Here is a 17,396-nt window from a genome sequence, read left to right as displayed (position 1 = left end):
GCCCGCTCGGTCTGATCAAGCAACTGAAGGCCACTCACCGCGAAGTGTCGCGAAAACCACGGTGTCGGTCCACTCGTTCTTGATCCACGCGTTCTGCCGAAAATGTCCCTCTCGCCTCATACCGATCCGCTGCGCGAGTCGCGCCGAGGATTCGTTTCTCGAATCCATTCGCGCGACCACGCGGCGCAATCGGGGTGTCGCGAACGCGAGGTCGATCAGAGCGGTCACTGCTTCCGTCGCGAATCCTCGGCCGCCGAACTCGGGCGAAAATGCCCACCCGAGTTCGGCGGTGTGCTCGACTTCGGCTGTGCAATCAGATTCTTCGACTCGCCAAGCACTCACGCTTCCGACAACCCGGCCCCCGTACTCGACAACAAGTGCCACCGCGCCCGATGCCAGGTCGCGGAGAGACATTCTGGTCTGCACGGCCTCCCGAGCCTCCGCGAGACTCCAGGGTTCGTTGAGCAAATATCGGCATACGTCGCTGCGCCCGTAGAAGGTGAGAAGATCCCGGTGATCGCCTGGGCGGTAGGTACGGAGCACCAGTCGGTCCGTCCGGATCACACCCGGTGCAGGCCTCATCGCCACACCTACGTCCGCCATATCCATGCCGTCACGGTAGGTTCTTTCGAATTCGTAGGCGAATGAATATCGCAATGCTGTGCAGCGCTCAATGTTTGATTTGCCCTCCGACGGGCTACTTCACCACCGTAAAAGGTCGGGACAGGGAAATATGCCAGGCTATTTCGCGCTTGAAATCTAGGGGCGGTCATGTCCGAGGATTCACTGGTAAAGCAGGGTGTGGCAAAAGGAAGCGCGCTGGGCGGAGCCGTTCTCCTCATCACAGTCGGCGTGCTCGAAATCCTCCAAGGCATCTCGGCGATATCGGAGGACGACGTGACGGTCGTCGGCCCTGAATACGCGTACCAATTCGACCTCACCTCCTGGGGATGGATTCACCTCGTACTCGGCGTGCTCGTCACCGCTGTCGGAATCATGCTCTTCACCGGCGCGACGTGGGCACGGGTAGGCGCGATAGTCATCTGTTCTCTGTCGATCCTCGCGAATTTCCTGTGGCTACCCCACTCGCCGTGGTGGTCGATCATCATCATCGCACTCGACGTATTCGTCATCTGGGCCGTCGCGACCTGGAATCCCGAGGTCATCTGAGGTCACCCGCCGAATAATCTTCGCAGTTCAGCATTTCAACTGTGCGCCAGTAGTTTCCGTCCCGGGAGGACCATCATGGCAAACGGCACGAGCGACGGACCACTCCAGGAGGACGAACGTGCCGAACTAGCCCGGTTGCGCGAAGAGGTAGCAACACTTCGCGAGCAGACTCCCAGCGCCCGCGAAACGACCGTCGAGAAAGTCTCCCGACCACCTCGACATGGGCTGCGGTGGACCGCGGTGACAATCCTGCTGGTGCTGGTCGCACTGCTCGCAGTCTTGTCGGTAACCACCCGCTTCGTACGTAGTCAGATCCTCGACACGGACCGCTACGTCAGCACGGTAGCGCCACTGGGTGAGAATCCAGCCGTGCAAGCGGAGATCACGAATCAAGTCACGGACGAGATCTTCGATCGCGTCGACGTCGAAGGGCTCACCACCGAGGCACTCACGGCATTGACGGATGTGTCGAATCTCGAAGCCAACGCGCCTCGCGTGGACCAGGCGTTGGTGGGTTTGGCACCGGTGATCGCCGGCCAGGCGAAGAGTTTCGTCCACGACACAGTGGCCTCGCTCGTTCGGACGCAGCAGTTCGAAGACCTTTGGATTCAGGCGAACCGAGCGGCGCACAACTCCCTCGTCGCCGTCATGACCGGAAACTACGGACCCGACTCGGTCGAGGTCGACCAGAGCGGAACGGTCAGCATTTCACTGAGCACGATCATCGACCGGGTGAAAACGGCGCTGACCGACCGCGGCTTCGCTTTCGCAGACAAAATCCCGTCCGTGGACAAGGAGTTTGTTCTCTTCCAGTCCCCCGAGCTGGTGAAGGCGCAGCGAGCCGTCTCGGCACTCGACAAGGTCTCGGCGGTGCTGCCGTGGTTGGGAATTGCTTGCGCAGCAGCCGCTGTCGCCGTTGCGCCAACCGGTCGCAGGCTTCGTACGCTGTCCCTGGTCGGACTGTCGATTGCGTTGGGAATGCTTGTTCTTGCGATCGGAATTCTGATCGGGCGCGCAATCTACCTCGACAGTGTCCCTACCGATATCCTCTCGCCAGACGCCGCCACCGCTGTCATCGACACAGTTCTGGTTCCGCTTCGGACGAGCCTTCGCGCGGTTGCGGTCCTCGGTGTGGTGGTGGGGCTCGGCGCCTACCTGATCGGTGGGTCGTCGTCGGCGATCGCCGTTCGTCGAGGCTACGGGCAGGCGTTGGACTTCGTCCGGCATTCTGCAAGCGGCCGAACGCCGAATCAGGTGGAGCGGTGGGCCAATCAGCTTCGTGTCCCACTGCGCTGTGCCATCATCGGCATCGCCGCCCTGTTGCTGCTCTTCTGGCGCTACCCCACCGGATTGGTCGTTGGTTGGATCGTCGTCATTGCGCTCGTTGCTCTCGTCGCACTGGAAGTATTGGTTCGTCCCGCACGCGCCGCCGCGCAGGACGCCGGGCCTGGCGACGGCGGAACCGACGACGCCAGGCCCGGGGCAGAAGATACGAAAACTACGCCAGCGCCTTTGCCTTGATGGCCTGGAATTCCTCTTCGTTGATCGCGCCTGAGTCGAGAAGCTCTCTGGCGTCGGCGATCTGCTGAGTCGGCGATTTCCCGGCGACCTTTCGAATGTAATCACTCTGCGCGTGTATGTGCTCTTGAGCGGCTTCCATCGACCGCCTCGTCATTCCGTCATTCTTGACGACCACGTAGATCATCGCGGACAGGAATGGAATGACGAAGAGGAATATCATCCACAACGCCTTGGCCCAGCCCGAAGTCTCGTGATCACGGAACAAGTCGGTGATGATCGAGAACAACACGCTCAAGTACGCCACAAAGGCAAAGCAGACGAAGATGAACCAGAAGAATTCCCAGAAGCCTTCCATGTCAACGCTCCCTGTACTCGATTTTACACATCAGGAGTTCGGGAGGCTGACGTTCCGCGCCTGAGCTCCTGCATTCGGCCAGAACTCCCTGGTCCAAGGTCATTTCAGTATGCGCCGACGATCCCCGTTCCGGCTACAGCTCGAGAGAGTTCAGACTCGCCGACCGCTCATCCATTATCGGAATCACGATTCTCCGATCCGAGATCTCTTGTCTGGCCGCTTTTTCGACCAGAAGAGGCACGAAGTCGCGGATCCGACATCCCGCAAAACGCTGGTGAATTGTTCGCACTCTGTTTTCGATCTCCGGTGGAGGAACGGCGGGATAGCGGGAAATGAGGCGAGTGATCACCCGCTCGACGTGGAGCAACTCTTCGTCGCCAGTCATCCATTAATGGTCGTCCGTCCAGCCGAGCACGTCAAGACTCGGAAAGGGTTCGAAAACAACACGATTCGGGTCTCGATTGCGAAGAGAATAGGTTCACCGAATATGGGGCATACACATAAGGGCGGACGGTTCCCCGCGCGCTCGCGTTGCACTCATGATGCCAGGGAGTGGAAGTGGGAAAGAACGCTCGGATTCTTCACGACGGCACCCCGTCAACCCTTACCGACGACGCGCCGCCCGTGGCAGAAAAGCCGATGAAGAACAAGGTGTACCGCCGCAAACTCAAGCCGTTGCACGGCGAACTCGTGGCTTTGCAGGAGTGGGTCAAATCGTCTGGAGCCAAGGTCTGCATCGTATTCGAAGGTCGAGATACCGCGGGGAAGGGCGGTGTCATCAAAGCCATCACCGAGCGAGTGAGTCCGCGAGTGTTCCGGGTCGTTGCGTTACCCGCCCCGACCGAGCGAGAGCATTCGCAGATGTATGTCCAGCGCTACGTCCCGCATCTTCCGGCTGGCGGTGAGATCGTCATCTTCGACCGAAGTTGGTACAACCGTGCCGGTGTAGAACGAGTAATGGGCTTTTGCACCGAAGAACAAGCACATCAATTTCTCCAGCTCATTCCGACCGTCGAACGCGCGATCGTCGAATCGGGAGTCATTCTGCTCAAGTACTGGCTCGAGGTCAGCGAAGAACAGCAGCTCTTACGTCTGCAGAGCCGGATCGACGACCCTCGAAAGATCTGGAAGCTGTCGAATCTCGATCTGAAGTCGTTCAGTCATTGGTACGACTACTCGCGTGCCCGCGACGAGATGTTTCGCTTCACCGACACCGGCTGGGCGCCATGGTATGTCGCAAACAACAATGACAAGAAACGCGGACGACTCAACATCATCAGCCACATTCTGAGTCAGATCCCCTACGAGCCCGTGCAATCCACGGACATCACCCTGCCGAAACGGCAGAAGGCTCACGGCTACCAGACTCCCAAACAACCGCTGCACTGGATTCCGACCCGGTATTGACGATCGCCAAGGAAAGGATGTGCGGTCATGAGCCCCACGCCGTGGCATGCGCAGAGTGGCGAATCAGTCGTGTCCGTACTGCAGTCGGACCCGGAGCGCGGACTGCAGTCGGATGAGGCCGACCAACGGCGACGACGCTACGGGTCGAACGAAATCACCTCGACGCCACCGCCGTCGACGTGGTCGATCGCGCTGTTGCAGCTGAAAGATCCGATGAACTTGATGCTCGTCGCCGTGGCCGCGGTCAGCATCGCCATCGGTGAAGTGCCGACAGCAATCGTGGTGGCGGTGCTCGTCGTGCTCAACATCGTCCTCGGAACTCGACAGGAGTTGAAGGCACGGGCCAGCGTCGACGCCCTCGCCAAGATGCAGACGCCCCAAGCACGGGTCATTCGTGACGGGAACCTGATTCAACTCGACGCTACCGAACTGGTGCCGGGTGACATCGTCCAAGTCGAGGCAGGAGACATCATCGCTGCCGACGGACGGTTGCTCGCCACCACCACCCTGGAGACGCAGGAAGCCGCATTGACCGGGGAAAGCGCGCCGATACCGAAGGACCCGAATACGCTGAACAACGCGGATATTCCGCTCGGAGACCGCAGCAATCTGGTCTTCCAGAACACCTCGGTCACCCGCGGCACGGCGACCATGGTGGTCACCGAGACCGGGATGCAGACGCAGATAGGCCGGATCGCGTCGATGTTGTCGGCGGTCGCCCCTGGCAAGTCGCCACTTCAACGTGAATTGGACTCTCTCACCAAACTTCTCGGAATCATCGCGTGGACGGCAGTGATCGTCATCGTCGTCATCGGGCTCCTTCGTGGGCAGGATCTGACTACGCTTCTGCTCCTTGGTATCGCAATGGGAGTGTCCGCGATTCCGACCGGCCTGCCAACATTCGTCCAGGCGATGCTGGCCTACGGTGCCCGTCAACTGGCCGACGCCAAGGCCGTCGTGAAGAACCTGACCGACGTCGAAACACTCGGCGCGACCAGTGCAATCAACTCGGACAAGACCGGCACGCTGACCATGAACCAGATGACCGTCCGATCGCTGTACGTCCACGGCCGTTGGTACACGGTCGACGGCGAAGGCTACGCCAAAGCGGGAAGGATCACGCAGGTTGCCGGCGAGGCGCCGCCCGACTTCACCCTTCTCGCATACGGACTGTGTCTCGACAGCGATGCAACGGTTTCCGATTCCGGGGAAGTTGTCGGCGACCCGACCGAGGCCGCGCTCGTGGTGCTCGCGGCAAAGATCGGTGCCGACGCCCCACTGACCAGACGGACCTACCCGCGGGTGGCGACGGTTCCGTTCGATTCCGCGTACAAGTTCATGGCCACGTACCACCATCTCGAAGTCGACGGCGTAAGTCAGTTCGTCGGATTGGTCAAGGGCGGACCCGATGTCGTCCTCGCTCGGTGTTCTTCGGCCTTTCTCCCCGGCCGTCGGCAGGTCCCGATCGAGGAAGTCCGAGACGAACTCACGGCAGCAAATCAGTCGATGTCCGAAAAGGGTCTTCGGGTGCTGGCATTCGCGGTCAGACGCCTCGACGGACGGGAAGACGCTGTCGTGGCCGACCCCATGTCCTTTGTCGAGGACCTGACGTTTGTCGGTATGGCAGGCATCATCGACCCGCTGCGTCCGGAGGCGGTCGATTCGGTGCGAACCGCACACCGGGCCGGCATCGAGGTCCGCATGATCACCGGCGACCATGCCATCACCGCCGCAGCGATCGGTGCCGAACTCGGACTCGGCCCGGGCTCGGTGGGCGGCGGCGAGTTGCAAGCGATGACCGATGAAGAACTGTCGACCGCGTTGCCGAACCTGCACGTGTTCGGCCGCGTCACTCCGCAGGACAAACTTCGCTTGGTCGATGTCATGCAGAGCGGTGGCGCCGTCGTCGCGATGACCGGAGACGCGGTCAACGACGCCGCCGCGTTGAAGAAGGCAGACATCGGCGTCGCCATGGGCTCGGGCAGTGAGGTGACCAAACAGGCGGGCAAGATGGTGCTCACCGACGACAACTTCGGCACCCTCATCACCGCGATCACTCTGGGCCGCAACATCTACGGAAAAATCGTCTCGTACATCCGCTACCAGATGTCGAAACTCTTCTCCTTGGTTCTCCTCTTCCTCGCTGCGAGCATCTTCAACATCAACGAGGGTGTGGCACTGACGCCACTGATGGTGCTGTTCCAGCACTTCTTCATCACACTGTTCCCCGTCGCCGTGATCATGCTCGACCCGCCGCCACCGGATCTGATGAACAAGCCTCCGCGCGATCCCAAGATGCCGATCGCACATCGAAGCGCAGTCGCTCAGTGGCTCGCGTACGGTGTCCTGCAATTTGCCGTGACACTCGCGGCGATGCTTCTCGCACCCGGTGAAATGAGTACTTCCGAGGCGAATGTTCCCATGACCACAGCATTCGTAGTGCTCTCTCTCGGTTCGATTCTCGCGGGGCTTACCATGCGGCGTGATCCCGAGTCCGGCGTGGTTCCACCGGTTCTCGGTGCCATCAAGATCTTGACGATCCCCACGGTCGTGACCGTATTCGCCGTCGAGGCGGGCGTCCTCCAGGACCTCCTCATGACAACCTCACTGACCGGCGCCCAGTGGCTCGCCTGCCTGGGTTGGTCGCTGATCATCCCGGTTGTCGTCGAGTTGGACAAGGCAATTCGACGCCGCCGCCTCGCACAGGCACCTGCGCCCCTCCCTGCGACCACCGCGGTTGCCCCCGAGCGCGCCCGTTCGCTCCACTGAGGGAGGACAATCAAACGATGATGTGGGCGGAGAGTCTAGGTCGGCTACCGGGCGTCGCGACTGCCCGTGGGTATCGCCGCGAGTGGTTGCGAACAGACGTCACTGCCGGACTCGTCTTGACTGCCCTGCTCATCCCGGCAGGCATGGGCTACGCCGAGGCCGCCGGGTTGCCTGCGTACGCCGGGCTGTACGCCACCATCGTGCCTTTGCTCGCCTACGCGGTAGTCGGGCCCTCGAAAATCCTTGTACTCGGACCTGATTCGTCACTGGCGCCGCTGATTGCCGCCGCGGTCATACCGCTGGCAGTGGTCGGCGATTCGGAGAATGCGCTTGCACTAGCCGGTGTTCTCGCCATTCTTGTCGGACTCATCCTCGTGATCGGCGGATTCCTTCGTCTCGGCTTCGTGACCGAACTCCTCTCGAAACCGATCCGCCTCGGCTACCTCAACGCCATTGCACTCGTCGTCGTAGTTGGTCAGATTCCCAAGCTGCTCGGATTCTCCGTCGACGCGTCCGGTCTACTCGGTGAAATTGGCGGGATCTCAAAGGCCCTGGTGGGTGGCGACGTCGACCCCCTCGCTGCCGCCATCGGTGTCGGTTCGCTAGTCGTCATAGTCGCCTTCCGGCTCTGGGTACCTGTTGTTCCCGGCGTTCTGGTGGCCGTTGTCGCGGCCATAGTCTTGTCCGCTGCCGCCGGTCTCACCGATGACATCGGCATGGTCGGCGCACTACCGGAAGGACTCCCCCTCCCTTCCGTCGGTGGAGTCACCTGGCAGGACGTCGGCCATCTGATCGGGCCCGCCGCCGGTATCGCATTGATTGCCTTCGCCGACACCGGCGTTCTCTCGCGCACCTTCGCCGCCCGCCACGGCGAGGACGTGAACGGCAGTACCGAAATGAAGGCGATCGGTGTCGCGAACGTGGCCGGCGGGCTGTTCGGCGGGTTTCCGATCTCGGCGAGCGGGTCACGAACTCCGGTAGCCGAACAGAGTGGGGCGCACACACAATTGGCCGGCGTCGTCGGGGCGCTCGCGGTCCTGGTGTTCGTCCTCGTCGCTCCCGGACTCACGGCATATCTGCCCGATGCAACACTGGCCGCCGTCGTCATCGTCGCCGCGTGTGCACTGATCGACGTGGGCGGCATGGTCCGCATGTGGCGCATGAGCACCGTGGAATTCGGCCTCGCCGTCGCGGCGTTTCTGGGCGTCGCCCTGGTCGGTGTGCTACAAGGCATCCTTGTAGCGATCGGACTGTCCTTCGCAGCGGTCATCGCGCAGGTATGGCAGCCACATCGAACCGAACTCGTCGAGACGGGCGAACCCGCCGGATTCCACGACATCGAACGCCATCCAGATGGGCATCGCATCCCCGGCCTGGTGTTGGTGAGGTTTGACGCGCCACTGTTTTTCGCGAACGGCGAGATCTTCGACGAGTACGTTCGCTCCGTCGTCGCCAAGGCGCCAGATCCGGTCGACTGGGTGGTTATAGCCGCCGAACCGATCACCGGACTCGACACAACGGCAGTCGACGAACTCGTCGATCTGGATACATTCCTCGAAGGCAAAGGAATTCGGTTGGCATTCGCAGAGATGAAAGGTCCGATCAAGGATCGACTCATCCGATTCGGAGTCGGGGATCGATTCGATTCGACGCACTTCTACCCGACCGTCGAAGCCGCCGTGAACGCATTCCGCACCCGAACCGGCGACTGACAAACTCCAGGCAGTCGGGAGCCGTGGCTGCATTGGGTACCGTTTGGTATGGGACTCACGACGGACAATGTTCCGGCACGCCGTATCGCTCAGGTCGCCGGCGTGGGCGGTATCGCCGTCGGCGTTGTCTCGCTGATCGCGTTGTACTCCACCAAGCCGATCAACCCGTTGATCGCCGTGGCCTCCTTCGTCCCGATACTGCTTGCGGTCACACTCGCAGCGTCCCTGATATGCCTGGTCTTTCGCCGCTGGATCCTGCTGGCGATCTCGGTGGTACTGATTGCGGTGGGCGCGTCGGTGATCAGTCCACTGTATGTGGCAAACAGTTCCGAAATCGACGGGCCGACTCTGCGCGTAATGCAAGCAAACCTTCTCTTCGGGCAGGCAGATCCCGCCAGTTTGACTGCGACGGTGCGCGAGAAGGCAGTCGACGTCCTGACGGTTCAGGAACTGACCACATCACTCGAAGGCTCTCTCAGAGATCAAGGACTCGAGCAACTGCTGCCGCATCACTACTTGGTACCGGACGAGGCCGGCGGGGGTGGCGCCGGTATTTACAGCCGTTATCCGCTGACGGAAACTCGGGAATTGAACGGATTCGGACCGACCAATCTTGTTGCCGAAGTCGGCTTCTCGACTCCGTTCACCCTCCTGGCGGTTCACCCCGGACCGGCGTACGTGACCCCGCCCGACGTGTGGACTGCCGAGCTGAGCACTTTGCGAAACGCGCTCGACGCTGCTGCCGCCGAGGAAACCGTCATCGTCAGTGGCGACTTCAACACCACATTCACGCACAAGCAATTCCGTGACCTCCTCGATGTCGGCTACTCCGATGCCGCAGACCAATTGGGAGTAGGCATCGTGCGCACCTATCCGGCGGACAAGAAATTTCCCGCGATCGTCGGCATCGACCATGTACTTCTGCGGGGCGGACAGGCGAAGTCACTCGAGCGGATCGAGATCGAAGGTTCCGATCACTTCGGCTTGATCGTCGACGTGGCGATCCCCAACTAGTCGGAGAGCACCCGACCCGAGCGAACGAGTTGCGGATCACCCGTGCTTCGGCATGCTTCGACCCGACACATCGATCGTCCGATGCAGGTGATGCGGCGTACGCAGGACGATCGACCGGTCCACCACGGATACGCCCGGAAACTGCTCGGCGAGATAACCTTCCAGACGCTGCACGTCGTCGATCGAGCGCAGCCACACCGCCAATGCGATGTCGTAGCTGCCGATCGTAGAAGCAACAAGCCTCGCCTCACGCAGGTGCGAAAGACGCTGAGCAATTGCCTCCTTTCGCCCGTCGAGACGTAAGAAGTACCAGGCGTAGACCGGCCAACCGGAGTAGGGCCGAGCAATCTCCGTGCGGACGACCAGTCGCCCCGTCGACAGCTCGTGAGAAAGGAGCGCCCCAGCGCGAGCCGGCGTGACTCCGAGGGCCGCAGCGAGTGCCGAGACGGTGACACGTGGTTCGCGAGAAAGAATGTCGAACAGCTGCGACTGTTCCTCTTCGCCGGCGCGTACACCACGAATCTTTCCCGCCGGGGCCGACTCGAGCGCGGCAATTTCTTCCGCATCGAGAGCACGTAGACGCCAGTTCCTCGCGTCGGAGTTCGCCGAGGACACGATCTGAGTTCGCATCGCGGTGATCATCGGCAGGGATTGTGTTCGCTCCAACACGTACCTGGACAATTGATCGAGGTCAGTGCAGGTGAGCGTGACGAGCAGATCCCGATTGCCGGTTGTGAGATCGACTGTGAGAACTTCGGGATCGTGCGCGATCTGTTCGGCAACGCTCATGGTCTGTGCCGGTGCGCATTCGATCTCGAGAAGTGCGGTCGCCGACACGATGGGTCCACCACGGTACGCAGCGATCCACGCTATGCCTTGCGAGTGCAGACGCTCCCAACGCCTGGTCAGGGTGACCGGGTCGGAACCGATCGCGCGTGAAAGCTCGGACCACGACGCTCGCGGCCTGATCTGCAGTGCGTTCAACAGCCGAAGATCGTCGTCCTTGAGCATCTGATCCTGCACCGAGGACCTCACTTTCAAAAGAATGCTGCACCGAAACAGGATCGAAACGCGTCGATCCTAACTTCATCACATCAATAGTCCACCAAATCCTGAGCCTCGAGAACCCTTACTTCTTGCGTTCGTTCGCCCCCTCGAGAAAGACACCGACATGACCGAAGCATTCCCTGTCTCGCATGACGATTCCCCAGTCAGCGATCAAACCGCGACGCAAAAAGTCGTTTTTGCCATGCGGTCGCCACGCCTGTGGATCGTGGTGATTCTGCTCCTCGGGCTTGCGGCAGGCGCGCAACTGATCGGCCCCGCAGTGATTCCCGTCGGCGCTGCCGCCATCACGATCCTGCCCATGGTGTGGGGACTGATTGTCGGCGGTGTCGTCTCGAGCCAGAAGTGGAAACCACTCGGCCTCGACCTTCAGGCTGCAGCCTCGGCAATCATGGGCCTGGCTGTTCTCTTGCTTTGTGCAAGGTTGTCTTTCACCATCGGCCCGAACATCCAATTGTTGTTCGAGGCGGGCCCCGCACTGCTACTGCAGGAATTGGGGCACTTGTTCGGCACTATCGCTCTCGCACTCCCGCTGGCGGTACTCCTTCGGATGGGGCCGGCCACCGTCGGAGCAACCTTCTCCATCGACCGCGAGGGTTCCTTCGCGATGGTCAGCGAACGCTACGGCCCCGATTCCGACCAGTACCGTGGAGTCCTGTCGATGTACGTCTTCGGCACTCTGTTCGGTGCCGTGCTGATCAGCCTGATTGCGTCACTGGCTACATCCTTCAACATCTTCGACCCCCTCGCGTTGGCGATGGGTGCCGGCGTCGGATCCGGCTCGATGATGGCTGCCGCTGCCGCCAGCGTCGTTTCGGCGCACCCCGAGATGGCCGACCAGGTACTCGCCGTGGCGGCCACATCCAACATCATCACCGGCCTCCTCGGCGTGTATGTCGGCATGTATGTCGCACTCCCCCTTGCTGATCGAATCTACGGCGCACTCACCAAGCGCTCGAAGACGACCAGCGAACGGAAAGCCGACACTGCCCCACGAGCGGTTGCGCCGAGCGTCACCGTGCCGCTGACCACCATCGTTCCGATTCTGTTCGTCGGTGGGGTCATCGTCTCTTCGATCGCAGCGGGTGGCGTATCTCGATCGATCATCGTCGGTTACTTGATCCTCACCGGATTGTTGCTCCTGGGCGTCGGCGTGGCCCGCCTGACCCGCGGCAAGATCGCGGCAATGATCGCAATCATCACCATCGGTGCCTTGGCGACAACACCGTGGTCCCCCATCGGTGATTTCGTCTCGAGCACCGTCGGGACTGTCGACTTTCTCTCGATCTGCACCCTCACCTTGACTGTCGCAGGTCTCAGCCTCGGCAAGGACCTTCCCTTGCTCAAGACGATCGGCTGGAAGATCGTGCCCGTCGGAATCGTCGCGATCCTCGCCTCTTACCTACTTTCCGTGGTCGTCGCGGAGTTCGCGCTGGGCCTCTGGCACTAGAACTGCACCCGAAAACGCTGAGAACCAAAGATGTTGAAAGGAACCAATACCCATGTCCATCGCTGACACCCGCACCCGCACAGACTCGGTTTCGAGCACGATCGAGAAGTGGGCATCACGCCTCATCGATGTCAGCCACACGATCCATGCTCACCCAGAGCTGGCATTCGAAGAGCATCGGGCATCCGCCCTCTTGGCGGACGCCGCACAGGAAGCCGGCTTCACGGTTACTCGCGCCGCCTACGGCCTCGAGACGGCATTCGAAGCGGTGCGGGGCTCCGGCCCCTTCCGCGTCGTCGTCTGCGCCGAGTACGACGCCCTTCCCGACATCGGTCATGCGTGTGGACACAATGTCATCGCCGCTGCCGGACTGGGAGCAGCGATCGCGCTCGGAGAGGTCGCGGAGGAACACGGTCTGACCGTCGTCCTTCTCGGTACGCCGGCCGAAGAACATGGCGGCGGGAAAGTCTTGCTGCTCGAACGTGGCGCATGGGAGGGCGCGACGATGTCGATCATGGTCCACGGCGCTGCAGGTGAAGACGTCAGCTGCACCGTCACCGGAACGCAGGCAGTCGACCGGTTCGACGTGACCTACACCGGAAGAGCCGCACACGCGGCCGCTGCGCCACACAAGGGCATCAACGCAGGCGACGCCGCCACGATCGCCTTGGTCGCCATCGGACTTCTCCGTCAACAACTTCCGTCCGACGTCAGGCTCAACGCCTATGTCGAGCACGGCGGCGAAGCAACAAACATCATTCCGGCCTCGACGTTGGTGCGAGCGGAAGTTCGGGCCGCAGAACTCGACGTGCTGTTGGACGCCAAGCGTCGTATGCTCTCCTGCTTCGAGGGCGCAGCTGTGGCCAGCGACTGCTCCTGGTCGACCGAACGCGCCGAACCGCGCTACGAGGAGCTTGTTCAACATCGCGTGCTGGCGACGATCTGGGACGAGGAGATCGCGAGCCTGGGCCGCACCGCGGCCGCCCGAACTCCCCTGACCGGCGGCTCGACAGACATGGGCAATGTGTCGAAGGTGGTTCCCTCGATCCACCCGATGATCGCGTTACGCGGCGTTACCGGAGTTCCTCACACGATCGAGTTTGCCGCTGATGCCCGCTCCGCAGCGGGCGACGAAGCTGTTCTGCACGGAGCAATTGCAATGGCACGCACTGTGATCCGAGCCGCCACCGGGGACTCGCGCTCCAACCTCCTGACGATTGCGGTCCAGCGCGAGTCAGGAGCGACTACCGTCACGAGCGCCGAATGAGCACCACCGGCGTCTATGTTTCCGCGCTCGAATTCTTCTCCATCGGCATCGGGCCCTCCAGTTCACACACGGTCGGTCCGATGCGAGCCGCCCGCACTTTTGTCGGCGAGCTCTCCGACGCCGGATTGACCGCGTCGGTCGACCGAATTCGCTGCAATCTGCACGGCTCTCTCGCCGCCACCGGAATAGGGCACTGCACTCCCGACGCGGTGATCGCGGGACTTCGTGGGTTGGATCCTGAAACGTGCGAGCCGAACGACGTTCACGGGCGTTGGGCCGAGCTCTCGGACGGCGGATCGGTGAAGCTCGTCGGCGGCTCACTCGGGCACGTTGTGTTCACTCACGAGGACATGGTGTTCGAGCCGCTCGTTCGCCGTCACGGGCACCCCAACTCGATGACACTGACCGCCTTCAGCGGTCGCGAAATCGTCTGTACGAGTACATATCTGTCGATCGGTGGCGGATTCGTACTGCGTGCCGGAACGGAGACGCAAGCAAGCGCGCATTCGATCAACTCACGCTATCGAACCGCGAAAGAGCTACTGGCGGAATGCGGCTCCGGAACTATCGCCGAGTTGGCACTGTCGGACGAAATCGCGATACACGGCCAGGATCGGGCATTCACCGGCATCGACGCGATCTGGTCCGCGATGCGCGCATGCATCGAACGCGGCACCCAGACCGAAGGTGTATTGCCCGGGCGTCTCGGAGTTCGCCGAAGAGCACGGTCTGCGAACATTCAACTGGAACAACGTAACTGCGCACCCTCCTCACGCGAGTGGCTGACCGTCTACGCCATGGCGGTCAACGAAGAAAATGCAGCAGGTGGCCGCGTGGTAACGGCTCCGACGAACGGTGCCGCAGGCATCGTGCCGGCAGTGCTATACCACCACATACGTGCGGCGGGCGCCGGTGTTCACGACGTTCGAACCTTTCTCCTCACCGCTGCCGCAATCGGATCGATCATCAAGGCGAATGCCTCGATCTCGGGCGCGGAGGCGGGGTGCCAAGGCGAGGTCGGAGCTGCCTGCGCGATGGCGGCAGCCGGCTTGTGCGCTGTCATGGGCGGATCGCCACGACAAATCGAGAATGCAGCTGAGATTGCCATGGAACACCATCTGGGGCTGACCTGCGATCCGGTTGGTGGCCTGGTCCAAATCCCATGCATCGAACGAAATGCCGTAGCCGCCTCGACTGCAGTCACCGCAGCTCAGCTCGCATACCTCGGCGACGGGACGCATGTGGTGAGCCTCGATACCGTCATCGAAACCATGCGCCAAACCGGAAACGACATGTCCGTGCGTTACAAGGAAACCAGTGAAGGCGGGCTCGCCGTCAATGTCGTCGAGTGCTGAGGAGGATGTCGACGGCAGCGGCGAGGGCGGGCGGACGCCGTCGCCGGAAATATCATCCTCTCGAACGATGAAGTCCGGTGTACCGATTTCTACACTCGGTGACATGACTTTGTGGACGGTGACCAGATGATCGCTCATCACGCTGGAGGAATCCCACTGCACAATTCTTCACGGCACAACACTGCGGGGCCGTCGCGCTCGACGCAGTCCTCAGGTCGCAAGATCGCCGCGTTGATCGCGCTGGTCGCCGGTTTCTCCGCTGCCTTCGTTCTCGCCCCGGGCATGCTGACGAGTAGGCCGGGTGATGGGTACGCAGACCAGGGCGAACTCGTCGAGACGGTCCGCGCCGCGTTCGTCGAATACTGGAGTTCCGGTGTCCAAGCCTTCTCGCCGAGCTTGGAGTCCGCTGTCGACTACTGGCTGCGGTACCACGTGGCCAAGGCCGTGATCGCGGTAATCCTGCTGACGGTTCTGCTCGCACTCGGCCGGATGCTCAAGGCGTCGTTCGTGAACGCCGGCCCTCTGACGGCTGGAAAGAAACTCGCATTCGTCTCGGCGGGAGGGCTGGTCACGCTCCTCGCGATGTTTTCCTCGGTACTCGTGATGGCAAATATCCAAGGTGTCGTTGCACCCTTCTCTTCGCTGATCTCGATGTTGCCCGTGGCCCAGGCGGATGGGGCACCTGGCGACACTGTCGGGCAGGTCCGCCAACAGCTCGCTCAGTCGACGGGCACCGGAAACCAGCAAAGCCCTGTCCTCGAACTGATGATCAGCGACTTCGCGCGGTATCACTTGGCCATGGCGGTGATCGCGCTGATCGCGGCAGCAATATCACTGATCGTGACTGTGGTCGTGTGGGCACGCTTCGCGAGAACGGCGCGATCCGAGCGACGGACGAGATTCGTGTCGGGGTCGATCGGTCTTCTCGCTGCACTGTTCACGCTGGGATTGATCGTTGTCGGCGTAGCAAATATGGGCACCGCGGCAGACCCGGCACCCGCGCTGGCGGCGTTCTTCAACGGCGGACTCTGACCCAAGTCAAGGGTTCAGGCCAGGGTTCCGTAGTCCCCCGGTACCGGTTGAGGAGGTACCTGGGGACTGCGTCTGCCGTACCCGGGGTCGATGTGTGAGTGCCCTCGGGCAGGCAGAGTTCGACTCATGAAAACCGGAGCAAGACGCATCCTGCTTGTCGGCCTGTGCAGCGCCATGGTTGGAGCTGTAATCAGCTGCAGCACGGACAAATCCACAGACACATCCGACAAGATCATGGACTCGACCATCACCGACCAGCTCGATTCGATCGTCGACGCAGCGGTGAATTCGACCGGGATTCCCGGTGCGATGGTGGGCATTTGGGGGCCCGACGGCAACTACGTCAAGGTTGCAGGAGTCTCGGATACGGCAACCAAAGCGCCGATGGAAACCGACTTCTACCACCGGATCGGTAGCGTCACCAAAACATTTACCGTGACCGCCCTGCTGCAATTGGTCGACGAGGGAAAGATCGGTCTCGATGATCCGATCTCCAAGTACGTCGACGGCGTCATGGAAGGCGATGCGATCAGCCTGCGCCAGCTGGCGGGGATGCGCAGCGGCCTCGTGGCCTACACGACGTCCGAACAGTTTGTCATGGATGTTCTTTCCGACCCTCGCCGATCATTCACATCCGAAGAGCTCTTCGGATACGTCAAGGACCTCCCACTCCAAATTCGACCAGGAACCACTGTCGACTACTCGAATACCAACACCCTTCTGCTCGGCATGGTCGTCGAGAAGGTCACCGGCTCAACACTGTCGGACGTCATCGACACCAAGATCACCACACCACTCGGAATGGAGCACACCAGCTTTCCCACCACCAACGCGTTCCCGAACCCCCACGCACAGGGATACACCAACCAAACACTCGACGAATCCGTGACCGCAGCAACGGACTGGAACCCGTCGTGGGGAGGCGCCGCGGGCGCAATGATCTCGTCGTTGGACGACATGCGCATCTGGGTTCCGGCCTTGGCCAAGGGCGATCTCCTCGCCGACGACACTCAGAAGCAGCGCCTGCACACCGAGCCCCTGGGCGAAGGGGACGACAACTCCGGGTACGGACTCGGATTGTTCAACAGCGGCGGCTGGATCGGTCACAACGGAAGCCTGCCCGGCTACAAAACAGTCTCGGTCTACCTGCCCGAGAAGGACACCACCCTGGTCGTCTTCATCAACACCGACATCGACGGAGAGACCGACCTGACCAGCGCTTTGATGGTGCCGATCACCAAGTTGATCAGCCCGGGCAACGTCTACGGCTGATCACCTC

At 61.5% G+C, this 17,396-nt stretch carries 15 protein-coding genes; 11 read left to right on the top strand and 4 right to left on the bottom strand.

Translation table 11 applies throughout. The annotated features are described in order from the left end of the window. Positions 1-15: 15 nt before the first annotated feature. On the bottom strand, positions 16-609 hold the full coding sequence (locus ACBG85_RS12200; protein WP_372027576.1) for a GNAT family N-acetyltransferase: 594 nt from the start codon (positions 607-609) through the stop codon (positions 16-18). Positions 610-771: 162 nt separating this feature from the next. Between ACBG85_RS12200 and ACBG85_RS12195 the strand changes: the two genes are divergently transcribed. After that, positions 772-1,170 carry a membrane protein gene (locus ACBG85_RS12195; protein ID WP_003942678.1) on the top strand — a complete coding sequence of 133 codons (399 nt, stop codon included), beginning with the start codon at positions 772-774 and terminating at the stop codon, positions 1,168-1,170. Between the two features lie 75 nt (positions 1,171-1,245). Next, positions 1,246-2,691: a hypothetical protein gene (locus ACBG85_RS12190; RefSeq protein ID WP_070161885.1), complete on the top strand. Its 1,446-nt coding sequence runs from the start codon at positions 1,246-1,248 to the stop codon at positions 2,689-2,691. On the opposite strand, the gene ACBG85_RS12185 is transcribed toward ACBG85_RS12190, so the two are convergent. Further along, positions 2,669-3,046 (bottom strand): SHOCT domain-containing protein, encoded by a 378-nt coding sequence (locus tag ACBG85_RS12185; RefSeq protein ID WP_007734948.1) that lies wholly within the window; start codon positions 3,044-3,046, stop codon positions 2,669-2,671. The two genes, ACBG85_RS12190 and ACBG85_RS12185, sit on opposite strands and share 23 nt — an antisense overlap. Before the next feature lie 133 nt (positions 3,047-3,179). Beyond that, positions 3,180-3,431, bottom strand: a complete 252-nt coding sequence (locus tag ACBG85_RS12180) for a three-helix bundle dimerization domain-containing protein (protein ID WP_007734945.1) — start codon at positions 3,429-3,431, stop codon at positions 3,180-3,182. 191 nt (positions 3,432-3,622) lie between these two features. Between ACBG85_RS12180 and ppk2 the strand changes: the two genes are divergently transcribed. From ppk2 to ACBG85_RS12160, 4 genes are read left to right on the top strand one after another with little or no spacing between them, the layout of a single operon-like run. Next, positions 3,623-4,453: a polyphosphate kinase 2 gene (gene ppk2, locus ACBG85_RS12175; RefSeq protein ID WP_372027847.1), complete on the top strand. Its 831-nt coding sequence runs from the start codon at positions 3,623-3,625 to the stop codon at positions 4,451-4,453. A gap of 27 nt (positions 4,454-4,480) precedes the next feature. After that, on the top strand, positions 4,481-7,222 hold the full coding sequence (locus tag ACBG85_RS12170; RefSeq protein ID WP_372027573.1) for a cation-translocating P-type ATPase: 2,742 nt from the start codon (positions 4,481-4,483) through the stop codon (positions 7,220-7,222). Between the two features lie 17 nt (positions 7,223-7,239). Beyond that, positions 7,240-8,934, top strand: a complete 1,695-nt coding sequence (locus tag ACBG85_RS12165; protein WP_003942720.1) for a SulP family inorganic anion transporter — start codon at positions 7,240-7,242, stop codon at positions 8,932-8,934. 48 nt (positions 8,935-8,982) lie between these two features. After that, positions 8,983-9,948 carry an endonuclease/exonuclease/phosphatase family protein gene (locus tag ACBG85_RS12160; RefSeq protein WP_372027571.1) on the top strand — a complete coding sequence of 322 codons (966 nt, stop codon included), beginning with the start codon at positions 8,983-8,985 and terminating at the stop codon, positions 9,946-9,948. A gap of 36 nt (positions 9,949-9,984) precedes the next feature. On the opposite strand, the gene ACBG85_RS12155 is transcribed toward ACBG85_RS12160, so the two are convergent. Beyond that, positions 9,985-10,971, bottom strand: coding sequence for an Lrp/AsnC family transcriptional regulator (locus ACBG85_RS12155; RefSeq protein WP_042924454.1), 987 nt, complete (start codon positions 10,969-10,971; stop codon positions 9,985-9,987). Between the two features lie 148 nt (positions 10,972-11,119). On the opposite strand from ACBG85_RS12155, the gene ACBG85_RS12150 reads away from it, so the two are divergent. From ACBG85_RS12150 to ACBG85_RS12130, 5 genes are all read left to right on the top strand, one after another. Beyond that, positions 11,120-12,463, top strand: coding sequence for a DUF3100 domain-containing protein (locus ACBG85_RS12150; RefSeq protein ID WP_047271328.1), 1,344 nt, complete (start codon positions 11,120-11,122; stop codon positions 12,461-12,463). 52 nt (positions 12,464-12,515) lie between these two features. Further along, the gene (locus ACBG85_RS12145) at positions 12,516-13,730 is read left to right on the top strand and encodes an amidohydrolase (protein WP_372027569.1); all 1,215 of its coding nucleotides are present in this window, start codon (positions 12,516-12,518) and stop codon (positions 13,728-13,730) included. Further along, the gene (locus tag ACBG85_RS12140) at positions 13,727-15,085 is read left to right on the top strand and encodes an L-serine ammonia-lyase (protein ID WP_047271324.1); all 1,359 of its coding nucleotides are present in this window, start codon (positions 13,727-13,729) and stop codon (positions 15,083-15,085) included. The genes ACBG85_RS12145 and ACBG85_RS12140 overlap by 4 nt, the downstream gene beginning before the upstream one ends. Positions 15,086-15,211: 126 nt before the next feature. After that, positions 15,212-16,117 carry a hypothetical protein gene (locus ACBG85_RS12135; protein ID WP_230691733.1) on the top strand — a complete coding sequence of 302 codons (906 nt, stop codon included), beginning with the start codon at positions 15,212-15,214 and terminating at the stop codon, positions 16,115-16,117. A 126-nt stretch (positions 16,118-16,243) separates the two neighbouring features. Next, the gene (locus tag ACBG85_RS12130) at positions 16,244-17,389 is read left to right on the top strand and encodes a serine hydrolase domain-containing protein (protein WP_372027568.1); all 1,146 of its coding nucleotides are present in this window, start codon (positions 16,244-16,246) and stop codon (positions 17,387-17,389) included. Positions 17,390-17,396 lie beyond the last annotated feature (7 nt).

The organism is Rhodococcus sp. NyZ502 (assembly GCF_041464245.1).
In the GTDB taxonomy this organism is placed as follows: Bacteria; Actinomycetota; Actinomycetes; order Mycobacteriales; family Mycobacteriaceae; genus Rhodococcus_F; species Rhodococcus_F qingshengii.
This window is presented reverse-complemented; position numbering and strand designations above follow the sequence as displayed.